Annotated in this window: 18 protein-coding genes; 10 read left to right on the forward strand and 8 right to left on the reverse strand. The window is 63.8% G+C overall.

Going from position 1 to position 20,245, the window contains the following annotated elements; all coding sequences use genetic code 11:
• Positions 1-118: 118 nt before the first annotated feature.
• Genes gatB through AC1DVS_RS15650 form a run of 4 tightly spaced genes read right to left on the reverse strand, consistent with a single transcriptional unit; the run spans position 119 to position 5,248 of the window.
• Positions 119-1,591 carry an Asp-tRNA(Asn)/Glu-tRNA(Gln) amidotransferase subunit GatB gene (gene gatB, locus AC1DVS_RS15635; RefSeq protein ID WP_478024512.1) on the reverse strand — a complete coding sequence of 491 codons (1,473 nt, stop codon included), beginning with the start codon at positions 1,589-1,591 and terminating at the stop codon, positions 119-121.
• Positions 1,582-3,105, reverse strand: a complete 1,524-nt coding sequence (gatA, locus tag AC1DVS_RS15640) for an Asp-tRNA(Asn)/Glu-tRNA(Gln) amidotransferase subunit GatA (protein WP_478024514.1) — start codon at positions 3,103-3,105, stop codon at positions 1,582-1,584. Before gatA ends, gatB begins: the two co-directional genes overlap by 10 nt.
• Entirely contained in the window at positions 3,102-3,389 is a 288-nt protein-coding gene (gatC, locus tag AC1DVS_RS15645; RefSeq protein WP_478024515.1) for an Asp-tRNA(Asn)/Glu-tRNA(Gln) amidotransferase subunit GatC, read from the reverse strand. Before gatC ends, gatA begins: the two co-directional genes overlap by 4 nt.
• A 38-nt stretch (positions 3,390-3,427) precedes the next feature.
• On the reverse strand, positions 3,428-5,248 hold the full coding sequence (locus AC1DVS_RS15650; RefSeq protein ID WP_478024517.1) for a DUF4153 domain-containing protein: 1,821 nt from the start codon (positions 5,246-5,248) through the stop codon (positions 3,428-3,430).
• 128 nt (positions 5,249-5,376) lie between these two features.
• Between AC1DVS_RS15650 and AC1DVS_RS15655 the strand changes: the two genes are divergently transcribed.
• The 6 genes from AC1DVS_RS15655 to AC1DVS_RS15680 all read left to right on the forward strand — a co-directional run bounded on the left by AC1DVS_RS15655 (position 5,377) and on the right by AC1DVS_RS15680 (position 12,074).
• Positions 5,377-6,480: a DUF3089 domain-containing protein gene (locus AC1DVS_RS15655; RefSeq protein WP_478024519.1), complete on the forward strand. Its 1,104-nt coding sequence runs from the start codon at positions 5,377-5,379 to the stop codon at positions 6,478-6,480.
• Positions 6,481-6,616: 136 nt separating this feature from the next.
• Positions 6,617-7,078 (forward strand): Holliday junction resolvase RuvX, encoded by a 462-nt coding sequence (gene ruvX, locus AC1DVS_RS15660; protein WP_478024520.1) that lies wholly within the window; start codon positions 6,617-6,619, stop codon positions 7,076-7,078.
• 183 nt (positions 7,079-7,261) lie between these two features.
• Positions 7,262-8,719, forward strand: coding sequence for a hypothetical protein (locus tag AC1DVS_RS15665; RefSeq protein WP_478024522.1), 1,458 nt, complete (start codon positions 7,262-7,264; stop codon positions 8,717-8,719).
• Between the two features lie 222 nt (positions 8,720-8,941).
• Entirely contained in the window at positions 8,942-10,324 is a 1,383-nt protein-coding gene (locus AC1DVS_RS15670) for a metallophosphoesterase (protein ID WP_478024524.1), read from the forward strand.
• An 84-nt stretch (positions 10,325-10,408) separates the two neighbouring features.
• The gene (locus tag AC1DVS_RS15675) at positions 10,409-11,107 is read left to right on the forward strand and encodes an RNA ligase family protein (RefSeq protein WP_478024526.1); all 699 of its coding nucleotides are present in this window, start codon (positions 10,409-10,411) and stop codon (positions 11,105-11,107) included.
• A 37-nt stretch (positions 11,108-11,144) separates the two neighbouring features.
• Positions 11,145-12,074 carry a phosphatase domain-containing protein gene (locus AC1DVS_RS15680; protein WP_478024527.1) on the forward strand — a complete coding sequence of 310 codons (930 nt, stop codon included), beginning with the start codon at positions 11,145-11,147 and terminating at the stop codon, positions 12,072-12,074.
• Positions 12,075-12,109: 35 nt separating this feature from the next.
• Here AC1DVS_RS15680 and AC1DVS_RS15685 read toward each other — a convergent pair whose 3' ends face one another.
• Entirely contained in the window at positions 12,110-12,610 is a 501-nt protein-coding gene (locus AC1DVS_RS15685) for a hypothetical protein (protein WP_478024529.1), read from the reverse strand.
• A gap of 742 nt (positions 12,611-13,352) precedes the next feature.
• Here AC1DVS_RS15685 and AC1DVS_RS15690 point away from each other — a divergent pair.
• Entirely contained in the window at positions 13,353-13,637 is a 285-nt protein-coding gene (locus AC1DVS_RS15690) for a hypothetical protein (RefSeq protein ID WP_478024530.1), read from the forward strand.
• On the opposite strand, the gene AC1DVS_RS15695 is transcribed toward AC1DVS_RS15690, so the two are convergent.
• On the reverse strand, positions 13,634-14,530 hold the full coding sequence (locus AC1DVS_RS15695) for an AraC family transcriptional regulator (RefSeq protein ID WP_478024531.1): 897 nt from the start codon (positions 14,528-14,530) through the stop codon (positions 13,634-13,636). The genes AC1DVS_RS15690 and AC1DVS_RS15695 overlap by 4 nt on opposite strands.
• Before the next feature lie 235 nt (positions 14,531-14,765).
• Between AC1DVS_RS15695 and AC1DVS_RS15700 the strand changes: the two genes are divergently transcribed.
• Entirely contained in the window at positions 14,766-15,386 is a 621-nt protein-coding gene (locus AC1DVS_RS15700; protein ID WP_478024532.1) for a hypothetical protein, read from the forward strand.
• Between the two features lie 10 nt (positions 15,387-15,396).
• Here AC1DVS_RS15700 and AC1DVS_RS15705 read toward each other — a convergent pair whose 3' ends face one another.
• On the reverse strand, positions 15,397-15,999 hold the full coding sequence (locus AC1DVS_RS15705; RefSeq protein WP_478024534.1) for a DUF805 domain-containing protein: 603 nt from the start codon (positions 15,997-15,999) through the stop codon (positions 15,397-15,399).
• Between the two features lie 142 nt (positions 16,000-16,141).
• Here AC1DVS_RS15705 and AC1DVS_RS15710 point away from each other — a divergent pair, with 142 nt between their 5' ends.
• Positions 16,142-17,131, forward strand: a complete 990-nt coding sequence (locus tag AC1DVS_RS15710; RefSeq protein ID WP_478024535.1) for an aspartate carbamoyltransferase catalytic subunit — start codon at positions 16,142-16,144, stop codon at positions 17,129-17,131.
• Complete coding sequence (locus AC1DVS_RS15715) at positions 17,128-18,357, forward strand: dihydroorotase (RefSeq protein ID WP_478024537.1); 1,230 nt, start codon at positions 17,128-17,130, stop codon at positions 18,355-18,357. Before AC1DVS_RS15710 ends, AC1DVS_RS15715 begins: the two co-directional genes overlap by 4 nt.
• A gap of 510 nt (positions 18,358-18,867) precedes the next feature.
• On the opposite strand, the gene AC1DVS_RS15720 is transcribed toward AC1DVS_RS15715, so the two are convergent.
• Positions 18,868-20,226 (reverse strand): SPOR domain-containing protein, encoded by a 1,359-nt coding sequence (locus tag AC1DVS_RS15720; RefSeq protein ID WP_478024538.1) that lies wholly within the window; start codon positions 20,224-20,226, stop codon positions 18,868-18,870.
• Between the last annotated feature and the right edge of the window lie 19 nt (positions 20,227-20,245).

Genomic DNA, 20,245 nt, shown 5'->3' on the forward strand with positions numbered 1-20,245 from the left:
GCCGTTCTGGAACGACGCCAAGGGAAGACGTTTAAATCCGCAGGAGCGATTCAGGCAAGCAACTTCTTTCGACGAAAATCAACCAAAACGGATGTAATTCCCGCAGCTTTCGAGAGAGTTAAGCCAGCGCCTTTTTCAGCAGCTCGTTTACCACGCCCGGATTGGCCTTGCCGCCCATCGCCTTCATCGTCTGACCGACAAAGAAGCCGAACAATTTGTCCTTGCCCGAGCGATATTCAGCGACCTTGTCCTCGTTCGCGGCCATCACCTCGGCGATCACCTTTTCGATCGCGCCGGTGTCGCTGGTCTGTTTCAGCCCGCGCTCCTCGACGATCGCACCGGCGCCCTGCCCGGTCTCGAGCATGATCTCGAACACCTGCTTGGCGAGCGTGCCGGAGAGCGTGCCGTCCGCGACCAGGCCAAGCAGTTCGGCCGCCTGGGCGGAGCTCACCGGCGATTCCTCGATGCTCTTGCCGAGCCGGTTGAGCGCGCCGAACAGCTCGGACGTCACCCAGTTCGCCGCCGCGACCGGCTTAGCGCCGGCGTCGAGCAAAGTATCGAACCAGCGCGCAGCCTCGACCTCAGCGGTCAGCACCGCTGCGTTGTACGGCGTGATGCCGAGCGCCTCATAGCGCCGGCGCTTGGCGTCCGGCAGCTCGGGCAGGCTCGCGCGGCATTCCTCGAGAAAGGCGTCGTCGAGCTCGAGCGGCAACAGGTCCGGATCGGGGAAATAGCGATAATCATGCGCATCCTCCTTGGAGCGCATCGACCGCGTCACATTCTTGTCGGGATCGTAGAGCCGGGTCTCCTGGATGATCCGGCCGCCATCCTCGAGCACCGAAACCTGACGAATCGCCTCCTGCTCGACCACCGCCATGACGAAGCGCACCGAGTTGACGTTCTTGGTCTCGGTCCGCGTGCCGAGCGGATCACCCGGCTTGCGCACGCTGACATTCACGTCGGCGCGCATCGAGCCCTCTTCCATATTGCCGTCGCACGAGCCGACATAGCGCAGGATCGAGCGCAGCTTGCGCAGATAGGCGCCGGCCTCGGCGGGCGACGCCATATCCGGGCGGCTGACGATCTCCATCAACGCGACACCCGATCGGTTGAGATCGACATAGGACTGGGTCGGATGCTGATCGTGCATCAGCTTGCCGGCATCCTGCTCGACATGGATCCGCTCGACGCCGATCCGCTTGGTCGCATCGTCGGGGTTCTTGTCGTCGAGGCTGATCGTGATCGCGCCCTCGCCCACCAGCGGATGGTAGAGCTGGCTGATCTGATAGCCCTGCGGCAGATCGGCGTAGAAATAATTCTTCCGGTCGAACCGGGACCATTTGTTGATCTGCGCCTCGATCGCCATGCCGGTGCGCACCGCCTGGCGGATGCACTCGCGGTTCGGCACCGGCAGCATGCCGGGCATCGCCGCATCGACCAGCGACACCTGGGTGTTGGGCTCAGCGCCGAACGTCGTCGCCGCGCCCGAGAAGAGCTTGGCGTTGGTGGTCACCTGCGCATGAACTTCGAGGCCGATCACGACCTCCCAATCGCCGGTGGCGCCACGGATCAGATAATCGTTCACCACCATGCCTCCGGACGCGCGACAAACCCCGCGCGCTCTTCCAATGCCAGCCCCGCGTTCAGCACACCCTGCTCGTCGAGCGGTTTGCCGATGATCTGCAAGCCCAGCGGCAGCCCCGCCTTGTCGAGCCCGCCGGGGACCGACATCGCGGGCAGGCCCGCAAGCGAGCTCGGCACGGTGAAGACGTCGTTCAGGTACATGGCGATCGGATCAGCGCTCTTCTCGCCCAGCGCAAACGCCGCCGATGGCGCGGTCGGCGTCAGCAGCAGGTCGCAGCTGTCCCAGGCCTGCTCGAAATCGCGCGCGATCAGGGTGCGGACCTTCGATGCCTGAGTGAAATAGGCATCGTAAAAACCCGCCGACAGCACATAGGTGCCGATCAGAATGCGCCGCTTCACCTCATCGCCGAAGCCAGCCGCACGGGTCGCCTCGTACATTTTGTCGAGCATGCTCTTGTGCTTCGAATTGTCGCCCGCCATTTCGCGAACCACGTCTTCCGGCAGATCACGCAGGCCGTAGCGCACACCGTCGTAACGCGCGAGATTCGATGAGGCCTCGGCCGGCGCGATGATGTAATAGGCCGGCAGCGCATATTTCGTATGCGGCAGCGAGACCTCGACGATCTCGGCGCCGGCATCCTTCGCCCAGTCGATGCCCTGCTGCCACAGCGCCTCGATCTCGGCCGGCATATTGTCGACCCGATACTCCTTCGGGATGCCGATCCGCTTGCCGGCAAGGCTGTTCGAAAGGCCAGCCTCCCATTTGGGCACGTCGAGCTGAAGCGAGGTCGAATCCTTCGCGTCGAACCCGGCCATCACCTCGAGCATGATCGCGCAGTCACGTACATCGCGTGCCATCGGCCCGGCCTGGTCGAGCGACGAGGCGAACGCCACCACGCCCCAGCGCGAGCAACGGCCATAGGTCGGCTTGATCCCCGAGATTCCGGTGAACGCCGCAGGCTGGCGGATCGAACCGCCGGTATCGGTGCCGGTCGCCGTCGGACACAGTCGTGCCGCAACTGCGGTCGAGCTGCCGCCCGAGGAACCACCCGGCGCGAGAGGTGCATTGCTCCCATCGGCGCCGCGCCACGGCGAGATCACATTGCCGAACGCACTGGTCTCATTGGACGAGCCCATCGCGAACTGGTCCATGTTGAGCTTGCCGAGCATCCCGGCGCCAGCGTCCCACAGCTTGCCCGAGACGGTCGACTCATAGGGCGGCGTGAAGCCCTCGAGGATATGGCTCGCCGCAGTCGAGGCGACGCCCTTGGTGCAGAACAGGTCCTTCATCCCGATCGGCACGCCGGCGAGCGGCTTGAGCGTCTCGCCCGCCGCCCGCGCGGCATCGGCCGCATCGGCCGCGGCGACGGCGTGGTCAGGCGTTTCGACCAGAAAAGCGTTGAGCACCTTCGCCTTGCTCACCTTGGCGACGAACGCATCCGCCACCTCGCGCGCCGAGAAACTGCCCTCGCGGACACCGTCACGGATGGCGGCAACGCCAAGATCGGTAAGGTCGGTCATTCGATCACCTTGGGCACGGCGAAAAAGCCATGCTCGGCCTGGGGGGCATTGGAGAGCACTGCGTCGCGGACATTGCCGTCCGTGACGACATCGTCGCGCAGCCGCAGGTGATTGGGGATCACCGCAGTCATCGGCTCGACGCCGGTCACGTCGACCTCGCCGAGTTGCTCGATCCAGCCCATGATGTTGTCGAGCTCGGGCGCAATGCGCGCGGCTTCCTCTTCGGTGATCGCGATGCGGGCAAGGCTCGCGATCTTCTTCACGGTTTCGATATCTACGGACATGGCCGCGCGGCTAGCAGAGCGGCTTGCCTGAGCGCAACCTATTCGAACGGTTCGCCGACCGGCACGCCTCCCACGAACAGCTGGCGCCGCGGCACGGTGCGGATTTCGACCGCACCTCCCGCAAGCCCTTTCCTGAGCGCAGCACGCGCTGCCGCATCGGGCGCTGTGGCCTCGAACTCGGTCCATTGGCCGTCTTTCAGCCGATACCGCTTGGTCGAACAGGACGTCTCGCTAACCGCAGCGTAGAGGATCGTCTGCTGCTTCTGATCTGTGGCGGGTTCAGCGGCCAGACGGTCGATGCACGCGTCGCTGATGGCAAGCGCCTCGGTGGCACCGGGTGTGTAGAGCAAGGTGCATTTATGGTCGGCCTCGCGGCCGCAAGAATCATAGCTCCCCAACAGGTCCTGCAGGTCTTGCGGGACCGGCACGATGCTCGGCAGGACGCGCAATCTTTTGGTCAGCGCTTCCGCCGCGTCGGCCTGCCGGACACCCTCATCGACATCCCACCGGTTCGTCTGCGCCTGCGCCTTCTTCGCGCGACTCGCGACCGCCGCATTTTTCGATCCCGCCAGCCGCTTGAGCGCAGCTTTGCCCGGATCGCCAAAGTCGAACGCGAGGGCCGCCCAGTCGAACTTGTCCGGCGTGATCCGGCCCGATTCGAGCCGGGAGACCTGATCCGCGGTCGAGATCGCGTTGAAGCTCAGGATCGGTGTCGCGAGAAGCAGCGCAACCGCTGCGACGATGAACGCAATGCGCAGGTTCGCGGGGCGCACCCTTGCCGCCCAGCGATTTCGCCCGAGGATGAGAGACACGAAATAAGCGACACCATAGAGGGTCGCGAGGATGACGAAGACCAGCGCCCAGAGCCGGTCGGGCGTGAAGCCATATTGGGAAATCCGCAGCCCGGTTGCGATCGCCGCGATCACGCAAAGCGGCATCGCCGCCAGCCCCAATGCCATAGCGCCCCAACGCAACACCGGATTGGTGGCTTCCTCGTCCTCGCCATTGCCGATCACTGCATTGGCCAGGATCAGCGCACCGATCACGCAGCTGAGCAGGATCGGCGTGGTCGATTTGGTCGCCTCCCACAAAGCCCCGAGGCCGGTGAAAGGCAATGCGATGAGGAACAACAACAGCCCGGCGCCGAAAACCGGTGCCAGCACCGCGAGCACCGCGGTCACGACCCGCTGGAGCAGCCTTACCACCCTGTCGCGCTCGCGGAACAGCCCGAGCGAGCCACCAAACGCCGCCCCGGCAAGGCCGGCACTGAACCAGTGCCGCTGGAGCATCTCGCGAATGAAATGCAGCCCGATCAGGTCGAACAGCGCCGACAACAGCCACGCGAGCAGGAAGGCGAGTCCGACAAAAGCCCAGGTGGCGAACCATAACACCACATTGGTCCAGGCATGGCCATGGACCTGGGCGTAGGGAAAGCGCCACCCGCCCTGATCGCGCGCCGTCTGGAACAACGGCACGGTGATCGCGATTGACAGTAGCAGGCTGGCATAGCGCCAGTCACCGAGCCACCAGCCCGGGCCGCCCCCGCTCCAATAATAGACAAGGCCTGTCACCGCACCGACCGACAGTGCGAAGGCGACCGCCCATGACAGTCGGGTGCGCTCCACCCCGAAACCGAACGCCAGGGTGCCGGCACCGATCCCGATCGCCAGCGCCGTCCGCCATGCCGCGATATATTCGGGCAGGACGCCGCTCAGCAGAGAAGGGTCGGCCATCCGATACGGATCAGTCAGTTGCTGGATCACGACCGAGGCCACCAGGCCGATCAACGCCAGGATCGCCGGCCGCAGCCGCCAGTCCTGTTCGGCATCCCCGACCGGCATCGTCTCCGCATCGATCATGGTCTCGCCCCTCTCGCCGCGGAGTGAGCGCAGACCCGAAGCCGATTGCAAGCGCCGCGTTCATGCTGCACGGAATCCACATCGCCGCGAACGCGGTTATGCCGCCCCAGCACTATGGAGTTCGAGGCTTGGCCCGGAAGTTTCTCTACCTCGTCGCCGTCCTGATCGTGCTTGCGATCGCCGCCGTCTTCGCGTTCCGGCTGTTCCCCGGCGCAATCATGCGCGCGTCCATGGTGCCGACCACGGCTTTCGAAGCGCTGCCGGGCGCGGCGCCCAGCACCTATGCCGACCCGAAGATGTGGATCGCGCGCCCCGACAAGCCAGGCAATCCCGCTTTATGGACGCCAGCCGGCTATAAACCCGGCGCCGCGCCCGAAACGGCAGTCTTCTTCATCCACCCCACCTCCTATCTCGAGCGCGCGCAGTGGAACGCGCCGCTCGACAATCAGGAAGCCAATGATCGCGCCGCCCTGTTCCTCCGCGCCCAGGCGAGCGCGTTCAACGAGGTCGGCGCGATCTGGGCACCACGCTATCGCCAGGCCACGTTCGGCGCGTTCCTCACCAGCCAGGCCGAGGCCGAAAAGGCACTCGACTTGGCATATAGCGATGTCGTGGTTGCCTTTAACCAGTTCCTGAAGGAAGCTGGCGACCGCCCGATCATTCTTGCCGGGCACAGCCAGGGCGCGCTCCACCTCACCCGCCTGCTCCGCGAGCGGATCGCGGGCACGCCGCTCGCGAGCCGCGTGGTTGCAGCCTATGTCATCGGCTGGCCGATCTCGAAAACGGCTGACCTGCCGCGCCTCGGCCTGCCCGAATGCGCGGCCGCCGACCAGGCCGGCTGCATCCTTTCGTGGCAAAGCTTCGGCGAGCCAGCCGATCCCTCCGGTATCCTCGAGACATTCGACGCCACCAATGGTTTCACCGGCGCTCCACGCAAGGGCACCGCGATGGTCTGCACCAACCCGATCACCGGCACCCCCGGCGCCGCCGCGCCCGCCACCGCCAATCTCGGCACGCTGGTTCCTTCAGCCGACCTTGCCAGTGCAACGCTCGAGCCGGGCCAGATCCCGGCGCGCTGCGACGGGCGCGGGCTGTTGCTGATCGGCGCCCCGCCCAATCTCGGTAACTATGTGCTGCCCGGCAACAACTACCATGTCTATGACTACAGCCTGTTCTGGGCGAATGTCCGCGCSGATGCCGCGCGGCGGCTGGCGGCGTTCAAGACACGATGAGTACGCTTCTCTCCGTTCGCCCTGAGCTTGTCGTAGCCTGTCCTGAGCGCCTGCCTTGCAGGCAGTCGAAGGGGGCTGCTTCCGCACAAGAAACACGATGCTTCGACAAGCTCAGCACGGACGGTGGGAGCCTGAAATGATCACCGCCGACCGCACCCTGTTTCGCGATGCCCTGCCCAATGCGGGCCGCCTGATCGGGCTCGATGTCGGCACCAAGACGATTGGCACCGCGCTCTGTGATGCCGGATGGACCTTTGCCAGCCCCGCTCTGCTCATCCGCCGCACCAAGTTTCAGAAGGACAAGACGGCGCTCGCCGCGTTCATCGCCGAGCAGCAGGTGAAGGGCATCGTCATCGGCTTGCCGCTCAACCTGACGGACGGCAGCGAGAGCCCGCGCAGCCAGTCGAGCCGCGCCTTTGCGCGCAATATGGAGGATCTCGGCCTGCCGATCCTGCTCCAGGACGAACGCTGGTCGACCCAGGCCGTCACCCGCACCCTGATCGAGCAGGATGTGAGCCGCGCCAAGCGGGCGGAGCTCGTCGACAAGATGGCGGCCGCCTATATCCTGCAGGGCGCGATTGACGCGCTGACGAGCTGATATCCCTTATGCTGACGCGGGCTCGATAACGGAAGCGTCGGGGATTGGGGTGTGGGCCGGACAGTCCCTTATCGGTCGTATGCACGCGGCCGAAAGATGTCCGCAGCTTGTGGTTTACTTAACAGAAGCGTCATATCGCCATAGTCATTGATAAGCATTGCCGTGACGGGGTGGGCCTGAAAGATGATCGACGGGCTGGTGGGTCTTCTTTTTCTCAACCCTAACATCGCCGGCGGTCCGGGATTTCTCGGGCCGCTGGGTTATACGGCGATCATCGCGCTGGCTGGAATCCTAGAAGCTTCCCTCGCTTATGTTTCAGCGCGCAAGCTACGGAAGATCACGGCATACCCGGTTATTTTTTTGCTTCTCACGGGCAATGTGGGCTTTGCAGTTTGGTGCCATTCTCGTGAAGCGACAATGTATCAACGTGTCGGTGATTTGGTCAGCATCTTTTTGTGCCTGGCCACGGCTCTTGGGTGGTTTACTGGATCTATTTCCCGATCGCGATTGATTACGATCTTCATTTGCGCGACCGGTACTCTCGTTGCGTCCATCGCTCTCGCTGCGAGCTCGGATATTCTTGGAGACTTCGCCTGGAAGCGGGCAAACGAGGTGCGGGAGCAGAACCGGCTGGAAACAGCCACTGTGAAAGCTTTGCGCTGTATTGCAGAGCTGCGGAAGCGCGACCCGGTAGCAGATGCCGACAGCGACTATTCACGCGGCGATGCGACGCCCGTCGGTGTCACGACGGAGGCTCCGGGTGAGACGATCACCCCGACGACGGACTATGAGGCTGCCTGCGATGATAATTTTGCGGGTTACTATCGACCCACTGGCAAATGGTTCGTCGACAAGAGCAGATACTGGCGCTTATCTCAGCCGAAAGAGCAATACACGTGCAACCGTGCACAGAGAGATTACATAACCCGGTACAATCAACAGATGTTGAAACGCGCCCCCGTGATGGTGAGGAAGTTTTGCCGAAGCCAAAGACTCCTTGACGATACGCGTCTCTATCTCGCGACAGAGGCGGTTTTTTCGACGGCCCATCGGAAATACAAGTGGTCGCGGGAAGGCGTGCCGGATATAATCGATGGCGCCGCCTATTTCACAAAAGCCGCATGGCTAATCGACGCCAAATCGGGCCCTGTGCTCGTGACCAAGAGTCGCCTGCGTCAGAGCGCCGGCGAATGTCCGCGTTTTGAAGATTGCGCGGATCTCGCCGGACTGGCCTATCTCACCGAGGAAGATCAGCACTTCTCGTTGAAACGCCGCTGGCCGACCGTGATGAAGGTTGGAGATAGGGCGTCGAGAGGAATCGGTCTGTCATGGGGAAACCTCCTGACCCGATCCGGAGAAGTCTCCCTGCGCGAGAGCTATACCACGGGAGATTGCTTTCACGGGCGAGAGACACTGATCGAGCTTGCACCTGCGGGGCCAGTTAACAGGGGAACGATTTACGACAATGTTTCCAGCATGAAAGGCGGACGCGGGTGGAGTCAGGTCAAAGGGGGGCARATCGAAAATATCGTGGTCGGCAAATCCTTTGACGTGGTGGAGCGAGGCACAGGCATCGTTGAACATTACGAAATGAAAAGCGGACGATTCGTCGGACCCCAAAAGAGTCAGTTCATGTGCTGACGGCTGCCTGCCGGTAGCTTGCGCCTGAACATCCGGCGACCCCACTTTAATTGGGGCAATTGCTAGAACATCGGCTTCCGGGAGTGTCTACACCGACGCTAATGACCGTCGTCGGATCGTTTGCAGTCGTCCCCGTTTATGGGTGCATCATCTGGTCTCAGCGGGCGAAATGGCGCAGTCCCTGACTGATCGTCGATTCGACTGGCTGAACAGGGGGAAGTTGTGACAGGCAGCAAGCAGGCAGCATGGCACCATATGTCCGAGGCAATGGCATTGGCCCTCGCCTTGATGGCCACCCCTTCGCTCGCAGCGGCAGCCCAACAGGCCGCGACCCTACCGCAGCCCGCAGCAGCCACTCCAGCGACCACCGCCACCTTCCTGGCACTGTCCGATATCCACCTCACCGCGCAAACCCACCAGGCCTGCGGCCAGTCTCCCGACCAGATCGAGACCAATCCAGCGCTGTGGACCGCCGCCCAGGCCGAAGCGAAACAGGTGATCCAAACCGAAAAGCCCGCCTTCGCGATCTATCTCGGCGACCTCCCGTCCCATTGCGATACCCGCCCCGATACCGACAGCGACTTCACCGCCGCGCTCGACGGACTGGCGAATATCGCGGGAACCAGTACCAAAATCATCTACATCCCGGGCAACAACGATTCCCGCACGGGCGATTACGAGCCGTTCACCGCGCCCAACGGAACCCCGCTGGACCTGTCGACCGCGTGGAAAGGCAGTCCGGTGCTCAACGCCCAGCCGGGTGACCTGATCGATACCACCAATGTCCCGAACGGCTATTATTCGGTCTACGCGGTGCAGGCGACACCCACCGCCCCCACGGCGCTGCGCGTCATCGCGCTCAACACCAACATGTTCACTGCCAAATACGGCCAGAATGTCCCGAGCACTCAGGCCGACGCCAACGCCCAGCTCGAATGGCTCGGCGCCCAGCTGAAGGACGCCCGCGCGAAGAGCGAGAAGGTCATCATCGCCATGCACGCTCCGCCCGGCGTCGATGGCTATGGCGGCGGTACGATGTGGGATGCCAATCTTCTCTACACTGGGCAGGATCCCGATCTCACCCAGGGCTGGGTGCAAAAGACCTTCCTGCAACTCGTCGCCGGCTATCGCCCCGAGATCGTCGGTCTGCTCAGCAGCCACACCCATTACAACGAGATCAGAAGGCTGCGCGATTGCAGCCAGAAACTGCCCAGGCTCGGCACCTTCACTGAGCTCGACGTGGCGATCCCGGGGATCACCACCGATCACGGCAATAACCCGTCGATCAAGATGTTCAGCTATGATGACCGGTTCGAATGGACCGAAAACCGGACCTATTATGCATCCGACGGAACCGGCACCGGCTGGGACACGAACCCGCCGCTGTCGTTCGACCTCGTCAACTATCCCTGCCCGTCCTGCGCGCCTGGCGACACTCTCGCCGCACGCATCGCCTCCCTCGACAAGGCGACGAGGATCAACACCTCCAAAAAGCTCGCCGCCATGATGATCGCATGGCTCAAGGTCGGCGCCACGCCACCGACGAGCCCCGGCAAGTACCAGCTGTCACTCGACGTAACCTGCGAAGTGCCACCTTCGAAATAGGATGGCGGCCGCCACCCAATTCCGCCAGAGCGCGATCGATGCACTGAGGCATTGATCGGCGCGAGGGATGTAAGGGCTAGGGATATGAGTGCGTCGGAAACCCTGGACCTGAAATATCCGCGAACCTACCACCTGCCGACCTCGCCGGGCCTGCAGAATGACGACCGTCGCCTGCCCAGCCTCGCCCCTTTTGCCGGTGGGCGGGTCATCGTCACCGAGAAGATCGATGGCGAAGGCACGACGATGACGCCAGCCAAAACCTATCCGCGCTCGCCTGACGGGCGCTATCATCCGTCGCGCGACTGGATGAAGGCTTATCACGCCCGCCGCGCCCGGGACATTCCGCCGGGCTGGCGGATATCGGGCGAATATGCCTATGCCCGGCATTCGATCGTCTATGCGCGCGGTCTCGGCAACGCGCTGCCGAGCTATTTTCTGGGGTTCGGCGTCTGGGACGAGACCAATGCCCTGCTGGGATGGAACCAGACGCTCGAGATTTTCGACCTGCTCGATATCGCGCCGGTGCCGGTGCTGTACGATGGACTGTTCGACGAGAAGATCCTCGCGCAGATCGCGGCGACGCTCGATCCGACCACCCAGGAAGGGTTCGTCGTCAGGATCGCAGATCGGATCCCCTATCCTTCCGGCAAAGGCGATGCCGGCCGCTTCTTCCGGAGCGTCGCCAAATGGGTTCGCAAGGGCCATGTCCAGACCGACCAGCACTGGCTTCTCGCGCCGGTCATTCCAAACGAACTCCGTGAAGGCGTCGATCCGACACCCTGACGCGGGTTCGCCTTAAATCCATGCAACGGAGGCCGCCATGCGCGCCGTGATCTTCGACATCGACGGGACCCTCGCTGACGTCGCCCACCGGGTCCACCATCTCGACGGAGACAAGGACTGGGCCGCCTTTTTCCGCGATATGCAGGATGACCGCCCGATCGAGCCGATCGCTGAGCTCGCGCGCCTTCTCCACAAGGCGGTCGAAGCGGGCCACGGCCTCGACGCCGTCCTGATCGTCACCGCCCGGCCCGATCGCGCGGACTGGCGCCGGACGACGCTCGACTGGCTCGAGGTGCACGGCATTCCCCATGATCGCATCTATTTCCGGCCGGAGGGCGACACGCGTCAGGATCATCTGGTCAAGGCCGATATCCTCCAGCGCATCCTCGACGACGGCTATCAGCCAGTGCTGGTGATCGACGATCGCCCGCAGGTCGTGCGGATGTGGCGCGAACACGGCATCACCACGCTGCAATGCGCCGCTGACGAGCAGGGTACGAGCGCCGATGCCGGCCAAACCATGCTGCACATGCTGGTCGGGCCCTGCTGCGGCGGCAAATCGACCTATGCCGCCGCGACCTACAAGCCCCATGAGATCGTCTCGACGGACGAACTGCGCCTGCAGCTGTACGGCAATCTCGGCCATTCGCCGGAGGCGCTCGCCCGGGTCTGGAAGCTAACCCATGGCCTGATCCGCGCCCGGCTCGACGCCGGCGTATTCACGGTGCTGGATGCGACGAACCTGCGCAGTGAGGACCGTGCGCGCGTCCTCGATCTGCTACCGCGAGGCGTTTTCGCCCGCTATGTCGTCATCGACCGCGATCTGGATCGCAAGATCAAGGAGCGCGGCTGGCGATCCGAGGAGCTTGTCCTGAAACACCACCGCCTGTTCCGCGCCGAGGAGAAGGCAATCATGGCCGGGGACAGCCATCCCTATGTCACGGTGCAGGACAAGCGGACCAGGTGACCTCCGCCGGGCGGAGTGCCCTTCTCATGGCCTCGTCAGGAGCAGGTCGTGCGCTGGTTGAGGCATAAGGCCTTCGTCCAGCCAATGCCGCCCTTGACGCGGACCTTCATGAAATCGCCCCAGCAGCCGAGAAAATAGACCTGCTGGTCCGCATCCTCGCCGCGGAGTATCTGCGGGCTCCTGATATCGTGATCCGCGCGGATCGGCTCCCCGTTCACCAGCCCGTCAGCACCCAATACGGTCCGGTGCATATAGCCCTTGCCCCGGAAGACGGTCTTGCTGTCGTCCCCCACCTGATCGGCGCGGTCTATCAGGTACCAGTCGCCCGCCTGGCCAACGACATGCACTTCAATCCAGTCATCCTGAGGGGTGCGCAACGTCGCGATGACATCGCCGCCGGGGGTTTCGCGGACATTCGTGCCCTGAGGGTCCTGATCGACCACGCTCGCGGTCACGTTGCATGCCTGCGTATCGGCCGCCTCCAGCGATCCGCTCGCGCACAGGAGCAAGGCCGCGGTGCAAAGCAGGATTCTCATTGGGCAGTCTCCCTTGCGCAGACGCGAGACCGGTCGCCCGCGCCTGAACATGACCCGCACACCCGATGTCCGCAATCTGCAAATAAAGCGTCCCGCGCCGATAGCCGGTAAGTGAAGCCGAATGGCGACGAAACAGCTCCGGTCGCCCAAGGGGTGCCATTGATTCAACATCGCACTGAAAAGTCGCATTGTGACAGCCGGATGGGTCTGAAAAATCCGCCACGCTCTTTCACATGACGGTCGAAACCTTGGCGCTTCGGCCTTCCCTGTTCTTTCCCTGTTACGGGCGCGGCCTTCCCTGTTCCGCGCTCGACGCTTCCCTGTTATTGAATAACAGGGAAAGCAGGCTTCAACACATTGAATGCGTGCACAAAATTTGCCGACAAAATCCAACAAAAAGGCCAAAATCGGGCCAAAAAATAAAATCTTCCCTGTTCTTTCCCTGTTAATCGGCTCGGAACAGGGAAAGAACAGGGAACGGCGATCAGCTTGCGCGCGCTCGGCGCAGTCGAACGCCATCTGCCCAGGCCCATTAGATCCCCAGGCAGGCTCGCCTGTTTGTATTCAGCACAGCGCACGGCGCTACGCGGCGAACTGCCACTTTGATTGTAGCTCGCAGTATCTACATGAATTACCAATTTAAAATTGACAATGAAACAATCGGCGCAATCGCGCGTTATTGTACCGAGGACTTCCCTCACGCATTGTTTCGGCGGAACTGCCTTCGCCACGGGCCAGCGCAATGGAAAACTACAATTTGCTTTGCACGCCCGAACCCTTGGGCAGCCACATCCACTTTTCAGTGATGCTGCGGGGCATCAAGCAGCACATCTTTGTTTCTTCGGTATCCGTCGATTCCGATGCGCGACAGCGGCTGAGCAGCAGCGAGGCCGCCCTCTATGTCGCGCAGAACGTTCACCGCTTCGTTGAGGCTGCAATCGCGAAGGTCGGGGACGGGTTGGCACAATCGGTAACGCTCGATGAGAATGATCGCGTCATGCCCCGGACCAGGCGCCGCGTGCGTTAGTCGACGCCGCGCCTGCCTACAGGATGCAGGCCCTGTACGGGCGCACCGATCACCCGGCGCCGTTCCTCCGCGGCACGGCGGATCAGCTCTCGCGGCGAACTGAAATAGGCAAGCGGCGTCGTTCCCATATATTGCTTGAAGTCGCGGTTGAAATGCGCCTGATCATAATAGGATGGGTCCATGAACTCGGTCAGCGGACGGTCCGGCGCGTCACGCACCGCGCCCAGCGTCCGCAGGAAGCGCTGGCGACGCAGCAGCCGTTTCGGGGTGAAGCCGAAAACGCGCATGCAGAGCCGATGGAGCGCGCTAGGCGACAATCCGACCAACTCCGCCAAATCGCGGACTTCGCAGGCCGATCCCGAGACAAGCGCATCATGCACAAGCAGCACGACTGCCTCTCTGCGGCGCGGGGCCCCGGCCCGGCGCAACAATAACCGGTCGAGCAGCGCGAAACGGCCCGCATCATCGTTGCAGGCGCAGAGGGACTCCGTCAGCGCGTCGCCCTGAACCCCGAGCACGTCGCCGAGCGGCACGACCCGATTGGCGATCAGACTGGCATCGCCGCCAATCAGTCGCATCCACCCGATCGGCGTGAGGCCGACACCGAGCAGCGCGCCGCCGGTGCTGGTGAAGAGGCGGGCGCGATCGGTCGGCCCGAACAATGTCGCAGGCTGGCCGGGGATGAGCACGCCGCCAGCCGGATCCTCGACCGCCCAGGTCCCCGACAGAACGAACCGCATGTTGACCCATTCGGGGTGGAGATGGTCGGTGAGCGGGCCTGGAGACTCGACAACCACATAGGCAGTGACGAGATCGCGCAGGCCTTGATGCGGCAGCTGGAATCGTACCTGTGGCGCGGCCCGTGCATCGGGCGACGTCGCTTCATCGACCAAGTTTGGCGCTCCCCCCGGTTACTCCACCGATCCGACGATTGCCCCCTGTTGGGCGCCCTTCGGCTCAGCTGCGGACAGGTCTGTCGCCTAAGCCCTCGGGATGCAACCCGAACAACGTGTCGATACGCAAAACAGCGAGGATGGATCATGTTGCGGTCGCGGCGCCGGAGCGATTCCGGTATCTTTGCGTCAACCGAAATGGCTTGGGGGTCAAAATGGTTTGGGGGAATTGCCAATGACGCGACCGACGATCGAGACCGCCAGCCGCCGCACGCTGTTCGCCCTCGCGCTGGCAATGGCAGGCCTGCTCGGCGGATGCGCCGCCACTGGCGATGTTCACCCCGCCGCCACGACACCGCTCAAGCCCTGCATCAATCCGCAATCGGTCACGTCGCTGCCCGGCAAGGCCTGGTGGAGCGAACAGCGCTGGCGCTACGCAAGCGACGCCGACGCGACCGCCGCCTATCAGAAGCTCGAACAGACCACGCCGCCCTGGCCCGACTGGTTCACGCCGCAGGACAGTATCTTGCCGGCCGGCACGCGCTTCCAGATGGCGCTCGCGCCCGGGCAGCCCGAGACAAAGCCCGGCGGTTTTGGGACTTTCGACGATATCGAGGATCCGCGCGACGTCCGGGAATATCTCGCCGTGCTTTATGCGTGGAAACCGGTCGTCGATCGGGTCGTCACCTATGAGACCACCCAGCCGATGAAAGTTCAGATCGGCCCGATCGGCCCGCAGATCGATCCGACCCTGTGCCGGCTGCTGCCGGGGCGCTGGTCGCAGGTCAGCATGCAGATCCCCGCCGCCGACCGCATGACCTATCTGAAGGTGATCGCGATCCGCCCGATCCACTGAGCTGCCGGAGTCAGCCGCGCGGGTCTTCACCAAAGCGGTTCGCGCCTCTCTTTCCGCCCTGCACCAGCTGGATCACCAGGACCGCCAGCGATCCGATATACAGCACATTGTTGAGAAACAGCAGGCCGAACATCCCCATGTCAGGCTCCTGCGCCGCCGCGACGGACTTGCTGAAGCTGTCGAAGAATCTCGGCATGATGGCCATGCCGACCGCGAGAAAGATCAGCGCCGGGACGCCCCAATAACCGCGTTTGTCGCGATCATGGAGGCGGCGTGTCACCGCGGCGGCCAGCAGAATCACGGTGATCGCGGTGATCACCGCAAGGAAAACCGTCAACCCCGCCATGTCCGGCATGAGCTCGGGATGGTTGCCGTGGATCGTCACTGAATAGGAACCCGGGCCAGTGACGACATCCGCCTGATCGGGATGTTCGACGGCAAATTTCTGCATTCTGGAGAAGGATTCTGCAAAGAGAGGCATGAAAACCGCCATCCAGGCGGCAATCGCCAGCCCAATCACTGATCCCGCGTAGATCCAGAATTGCGACAAAGTGTCTCGCCCCGAGAAGTGGAGCATTTTGCGCAGCCCGCGCCCGATCGTCCTGAAGACCATGCTCCTCGTTTCCTCCCCAATGTGCGCCCACAAGAGCGATTCCCGATCATGTCATAGGACGGCATGGGCTTGGATGGCAGTGTCGTTCCAGTTGCGCGTCAGGCTTGCGCGCCGCCCCCTCCCCCGCTACCCGATCCCTTTAATGCAAGCCTCAGATCATCGCCCCGCCGCCCTCATCAAAGGCGGCGCCGTCTTTCCGCACCGGCACCTCACCGGCATCGACGGATTGCAGCCGCATGAGATCATGTTCCTGCTCGACGAAGCGGAACAATGGATCGAGGCGAACCGCAGCCGCGCCAAGAGCGACAAGCGGCTCGAGGGCCTCACCCAGATCAATGCCTTTTTCGAGAACTCGACCCGTACGCTCCTCTCGTTCGAAATCGCGGGCAAAAGGCTAGGCGCGGATGTCGTCAACATGCACGCCGCCCAATCCAGCGTGAAGAAGGGCGAAACGCTGATCGATACAGCGATGACCCTGAACGCGATGCGCGCCGATGTGATCGTCATCCGCCATATGAGCTCGGGCGCGGTGCGGCTGATCGCCGACAAGGTCGATTGCCCGGTGCTCAACGCCGGCGATGGGAGCCACGAGCACCCGACCCAGGCGTTGCTCGACGCCCTCACCATCCGTCGCCGGCGCGGTTCGGTTGCCGGGCAGCGCGTCGTGATCTGCGGCGATCTGCTCCACAGCCGGGTCGCGCGCTCGAACATCCTCGCCCTGACTGCGCTCGCCGCCGAGGTCCGCGTTTGCGCACCCTCGACGCTGATGCCAGCCGCGATCGAGCGCATGGGCGTGACCCCCTTCACTGATTTCGATGCCGCCCTCGACGGCGCCGATGTGGTGATGATGCTTCGCCTGCAGACCGAGCGCATGTCGGGCGGCTTCGTCCCCTCCACCCGCGAATATCATATGCGCTACGGCCTGACCCTCGACCGCCTCGCCAGGGCGAAACCCGATGCGCTGGTGATGCACCCCGGCCCGATGAACCGCGGCGTCGAGATCGATTCGAACGTCGCCGATCACGCCTCGCGATCGGCGATCACCGAGCAGGTCGAGATGGGCGTGGCGGTGCGCATGGCCTGCCTCGACGTCCTGACGCGGCGAGCCCGGGGTGTGGAGGGCTGGGCATGATCCGCGCCTTCTGCAACGCCTCGCTGGTGTCGTCCGACAGGGACGGGGTCGCGGCGCTGGTGATCGATGCCGAGAAGATCGTCGCAATCGAACAGAATGACGTGCCGGACGGCACTGAGACGATCGATTGCAGCGCCCTCGGCCGGTCAGTGCTGATCGCGCCCGCGATCATCGATCTCGGCGTGTTCGCGGTCGACAAGGCTGCGTGTCGCGCCGGCGGTATCGTCCGGGTCGGGCTGATGCCCGATCAGTCCCCGGTGCTCGACGATCCCGGCATCATCCAGCGCGCAGCCGATATGGGCAAGCCTGACATCTGGGTTCACCCGATCGCCGCCGCGACGCGCGGCCTCGCCGGAACTGACCTTGCCGAAATGGCCATCGCCCGGGATGCCGGTGCTCGCGCGGTCGCGACGGGGCGGCGCTGGATCGCCGATTCAGGGGTGATGCGCCGCGTGCTCGCTTATGCCCGCGACTGCGATCTCACGGTGATCGCCCATGCCGAGGATGCCGGGCTGGTCGGCGGCGCCGTCGCCACCGATGGCGAGACCGCGACCCGGCTCGGCCTTCCCTCCGCGCCCGCCATTGCTGAAGCACTGGCGATCGCGCGCGACCTGCTGCTCGCTGAGGAGACCGGCGCGCGTCTCCATTTCCGCCAGGTGACGACTGCAGCCGGCTTCGAACTGGTCCGTCGCGCCAAGGCACGCGGCCTGCCCATCACCTGCGGCATCACGCCCGCGCATTTGTTCCTGTCGGATATCGCGATGAGCGATTTCCGCACCTTCGCGCATGTCTCTCCGCCGCTCCGCAACGAAAGCGATCGTCAGGCCGCGCTGGCCGCAGTCGCGGACGGTACGATCGATGTGCTGTGTTCAGGCCATGATCCGCGAGGGCCCGAGCAGAAGCGCCTGCCTTTCGCCGATTCAGCGGCGGGCATGGCGGGCGCCGAGACCCTGCTTGCTTTGTCGCTCGGCCTGGTGCGCGATCAGGTGATCGAGATCGACCGGCTCTTCGCCCTGCTCGCAGCCAATCCCGCGAAGATCCTCGGCCTGGATGCGGGCACGCTGGAGCCCGGTGCGGCCGCCGATTTCATGCTGCTCGACTGGGAAGCGCCGTGGCAGATCGACACGGATCGCATGGCGGCCAAAGCGGGCAACACGCCGTTCGACAAGCTTCCGGTTCAGGGCAAGGTGTTGCGCCTGTTCAAGGGCGGCACCGAGCTGGTCTAAGGTCGAATCAGGGAGCGCTGCCGTTGTTCGGTCGGTGCGGCGATTCAAGCGCATTGCGGGATCGGTCATAAGAGAGGCATCGAACATCCCGGATGCTCGGTGCGCTTTTTCTCATCGTTGGTCCGCTGAATATTTTCCGCCCAGCTGCGGGTGATCTGCGCCCGATTATCCCTGATAATTCCCTGTTCCGGGGCGGGCGGAGGGCGAGGGTTATTCGTCAAACTATTGTAAAAAGACAAAAAGTATCGGGAGTTTGGCTGAGCTTGCACCAAAAAAAGAAAAATTTCCCTGTTATCGCTCGCGGAACAGGGAAATTCACGCCTGGCTGGCACGCGTTGGGCTGCCCTATCCCACGGCCTTTAGAGCGAATCGGATTTACATGGCGATGGCGGTTGCCCCTCGCCCGTTCGCCGCAGATCAGGGGCCGACTGTTCGAAGCCCCTCTCCCGCTAGCTGCGGCGGGAAGAGAAGGCTTTCGAAAAGCTCAGGGCGAGACTCGCCCCTGATCGATCAGCGCGAAGCGAGCTGGCCGGCGGGGCGAACCCAGTCCGCGACCTGATCGCCGGCGGCGAGGCGGACGAAACAGGTGCCGCCCTTCGCCTTGAAGCTGCTGCACAGCGCAACTGCGTCGGCGCGAGCGAGGTTACCCACTGAAAGCCGGTAGAATTTACCGCCTTGCGACGAGAAGTTCATGCCCGAGGGCGTATGCGCGGTGAAGCTGGCGTCGCGGCGTGTCGCGCGGCCCCAGGCATCCTTGGCCACGCCCGCGCTCTCATAAGCGCCGAGCTGCACGACATAATTGCCCTTGGCAGCGGGACGTGCCGATACCGGCTGGGCGATCATATGCATCCGCGTCGTCGTGCCGACCGTTGCGGCCATGCGAGTCTTGGTCGCCATGGTGACGGGCAGGCGCTGCACGACTTCCTGGCGTGGCCCGAAGACGACGCTCGAGAAGGCAGGTGCCGGAGTGGCGACCGATGCGATCTCTACTGGTGCCGCAGCGACGCTTGCCTCAGGCACCGGAGCGGGCGCGGCCGCATCCATGGTGGCAACAGCCGTATTTTCGGATGCAGTCGGTGCGACCGGCTCGACAGTCTGCACTGCCATTGCGGGGCCGTTGCCGTTGAGCGCGAGCGCGGCCGGCTGGCCGGCATCGAGCACCGGCGTCACGCCGAGCAGGCTGGCGACCTGGTCATAGGCTGATTTCGGCCGTGCGAACTCGGCCCATTGCATGATCCGCTGATCGACCTCTTGCGGGGCCACATCGACCGCAACCATCGTCTTGGCTTCCTGCCAGCGTCCGGCCAGCGCGAGGCTGAGCGCGAGATTCTGCCGGGTCTTGGCGTCTGCATCGGGGCTGCGCACCGCAGCGCTCAGCAGTTCGATCGCGCCATTGGGGTCGCCCGCCAGCGCCATCGCCAGTCCGCGATCGCTCGCCGAGATGGTGTCGGTATGGGCATCGAGCGTCCGGCGCGCGGCACCCCAATCACCGGTCCCGATCTGGGTGAGCGCGAGATTGAGCGCCGCCTTGCCGTTGCCCGGCTCGAGCGCGACCGCATCGGCATAGGACTGGCGTGCCGAGTCGAAGCGGCCGGCCTTGAGATAGGCGGTACCGAGCAGGACGCGGAACGAAGCGACCTGTGGACGAAGCCCGACCGCGGCCTCGGCATGCATGACTGCAACCGAGATCTGGCCTTTGGCGAGTGCCTTTTGTGCCTTGCCGGCTTCGGACGCAGCCTGCCTTTCAGCGCGCGACTCGTCGCGAGCGCTGGCGAAAGCCATGCCGCTGATCTGAGTCGCAGCCCCCGCGAGGGTGCCGGCGAGCGCGATGGCGGAAAGCCCAAGAGTGATAGCGGCCCGGGTTTTCATCGGTATTCCCCTGTTCACG

Source organism: Sphingomonas sp. P3_C5 (assembly GCF_056402635.1).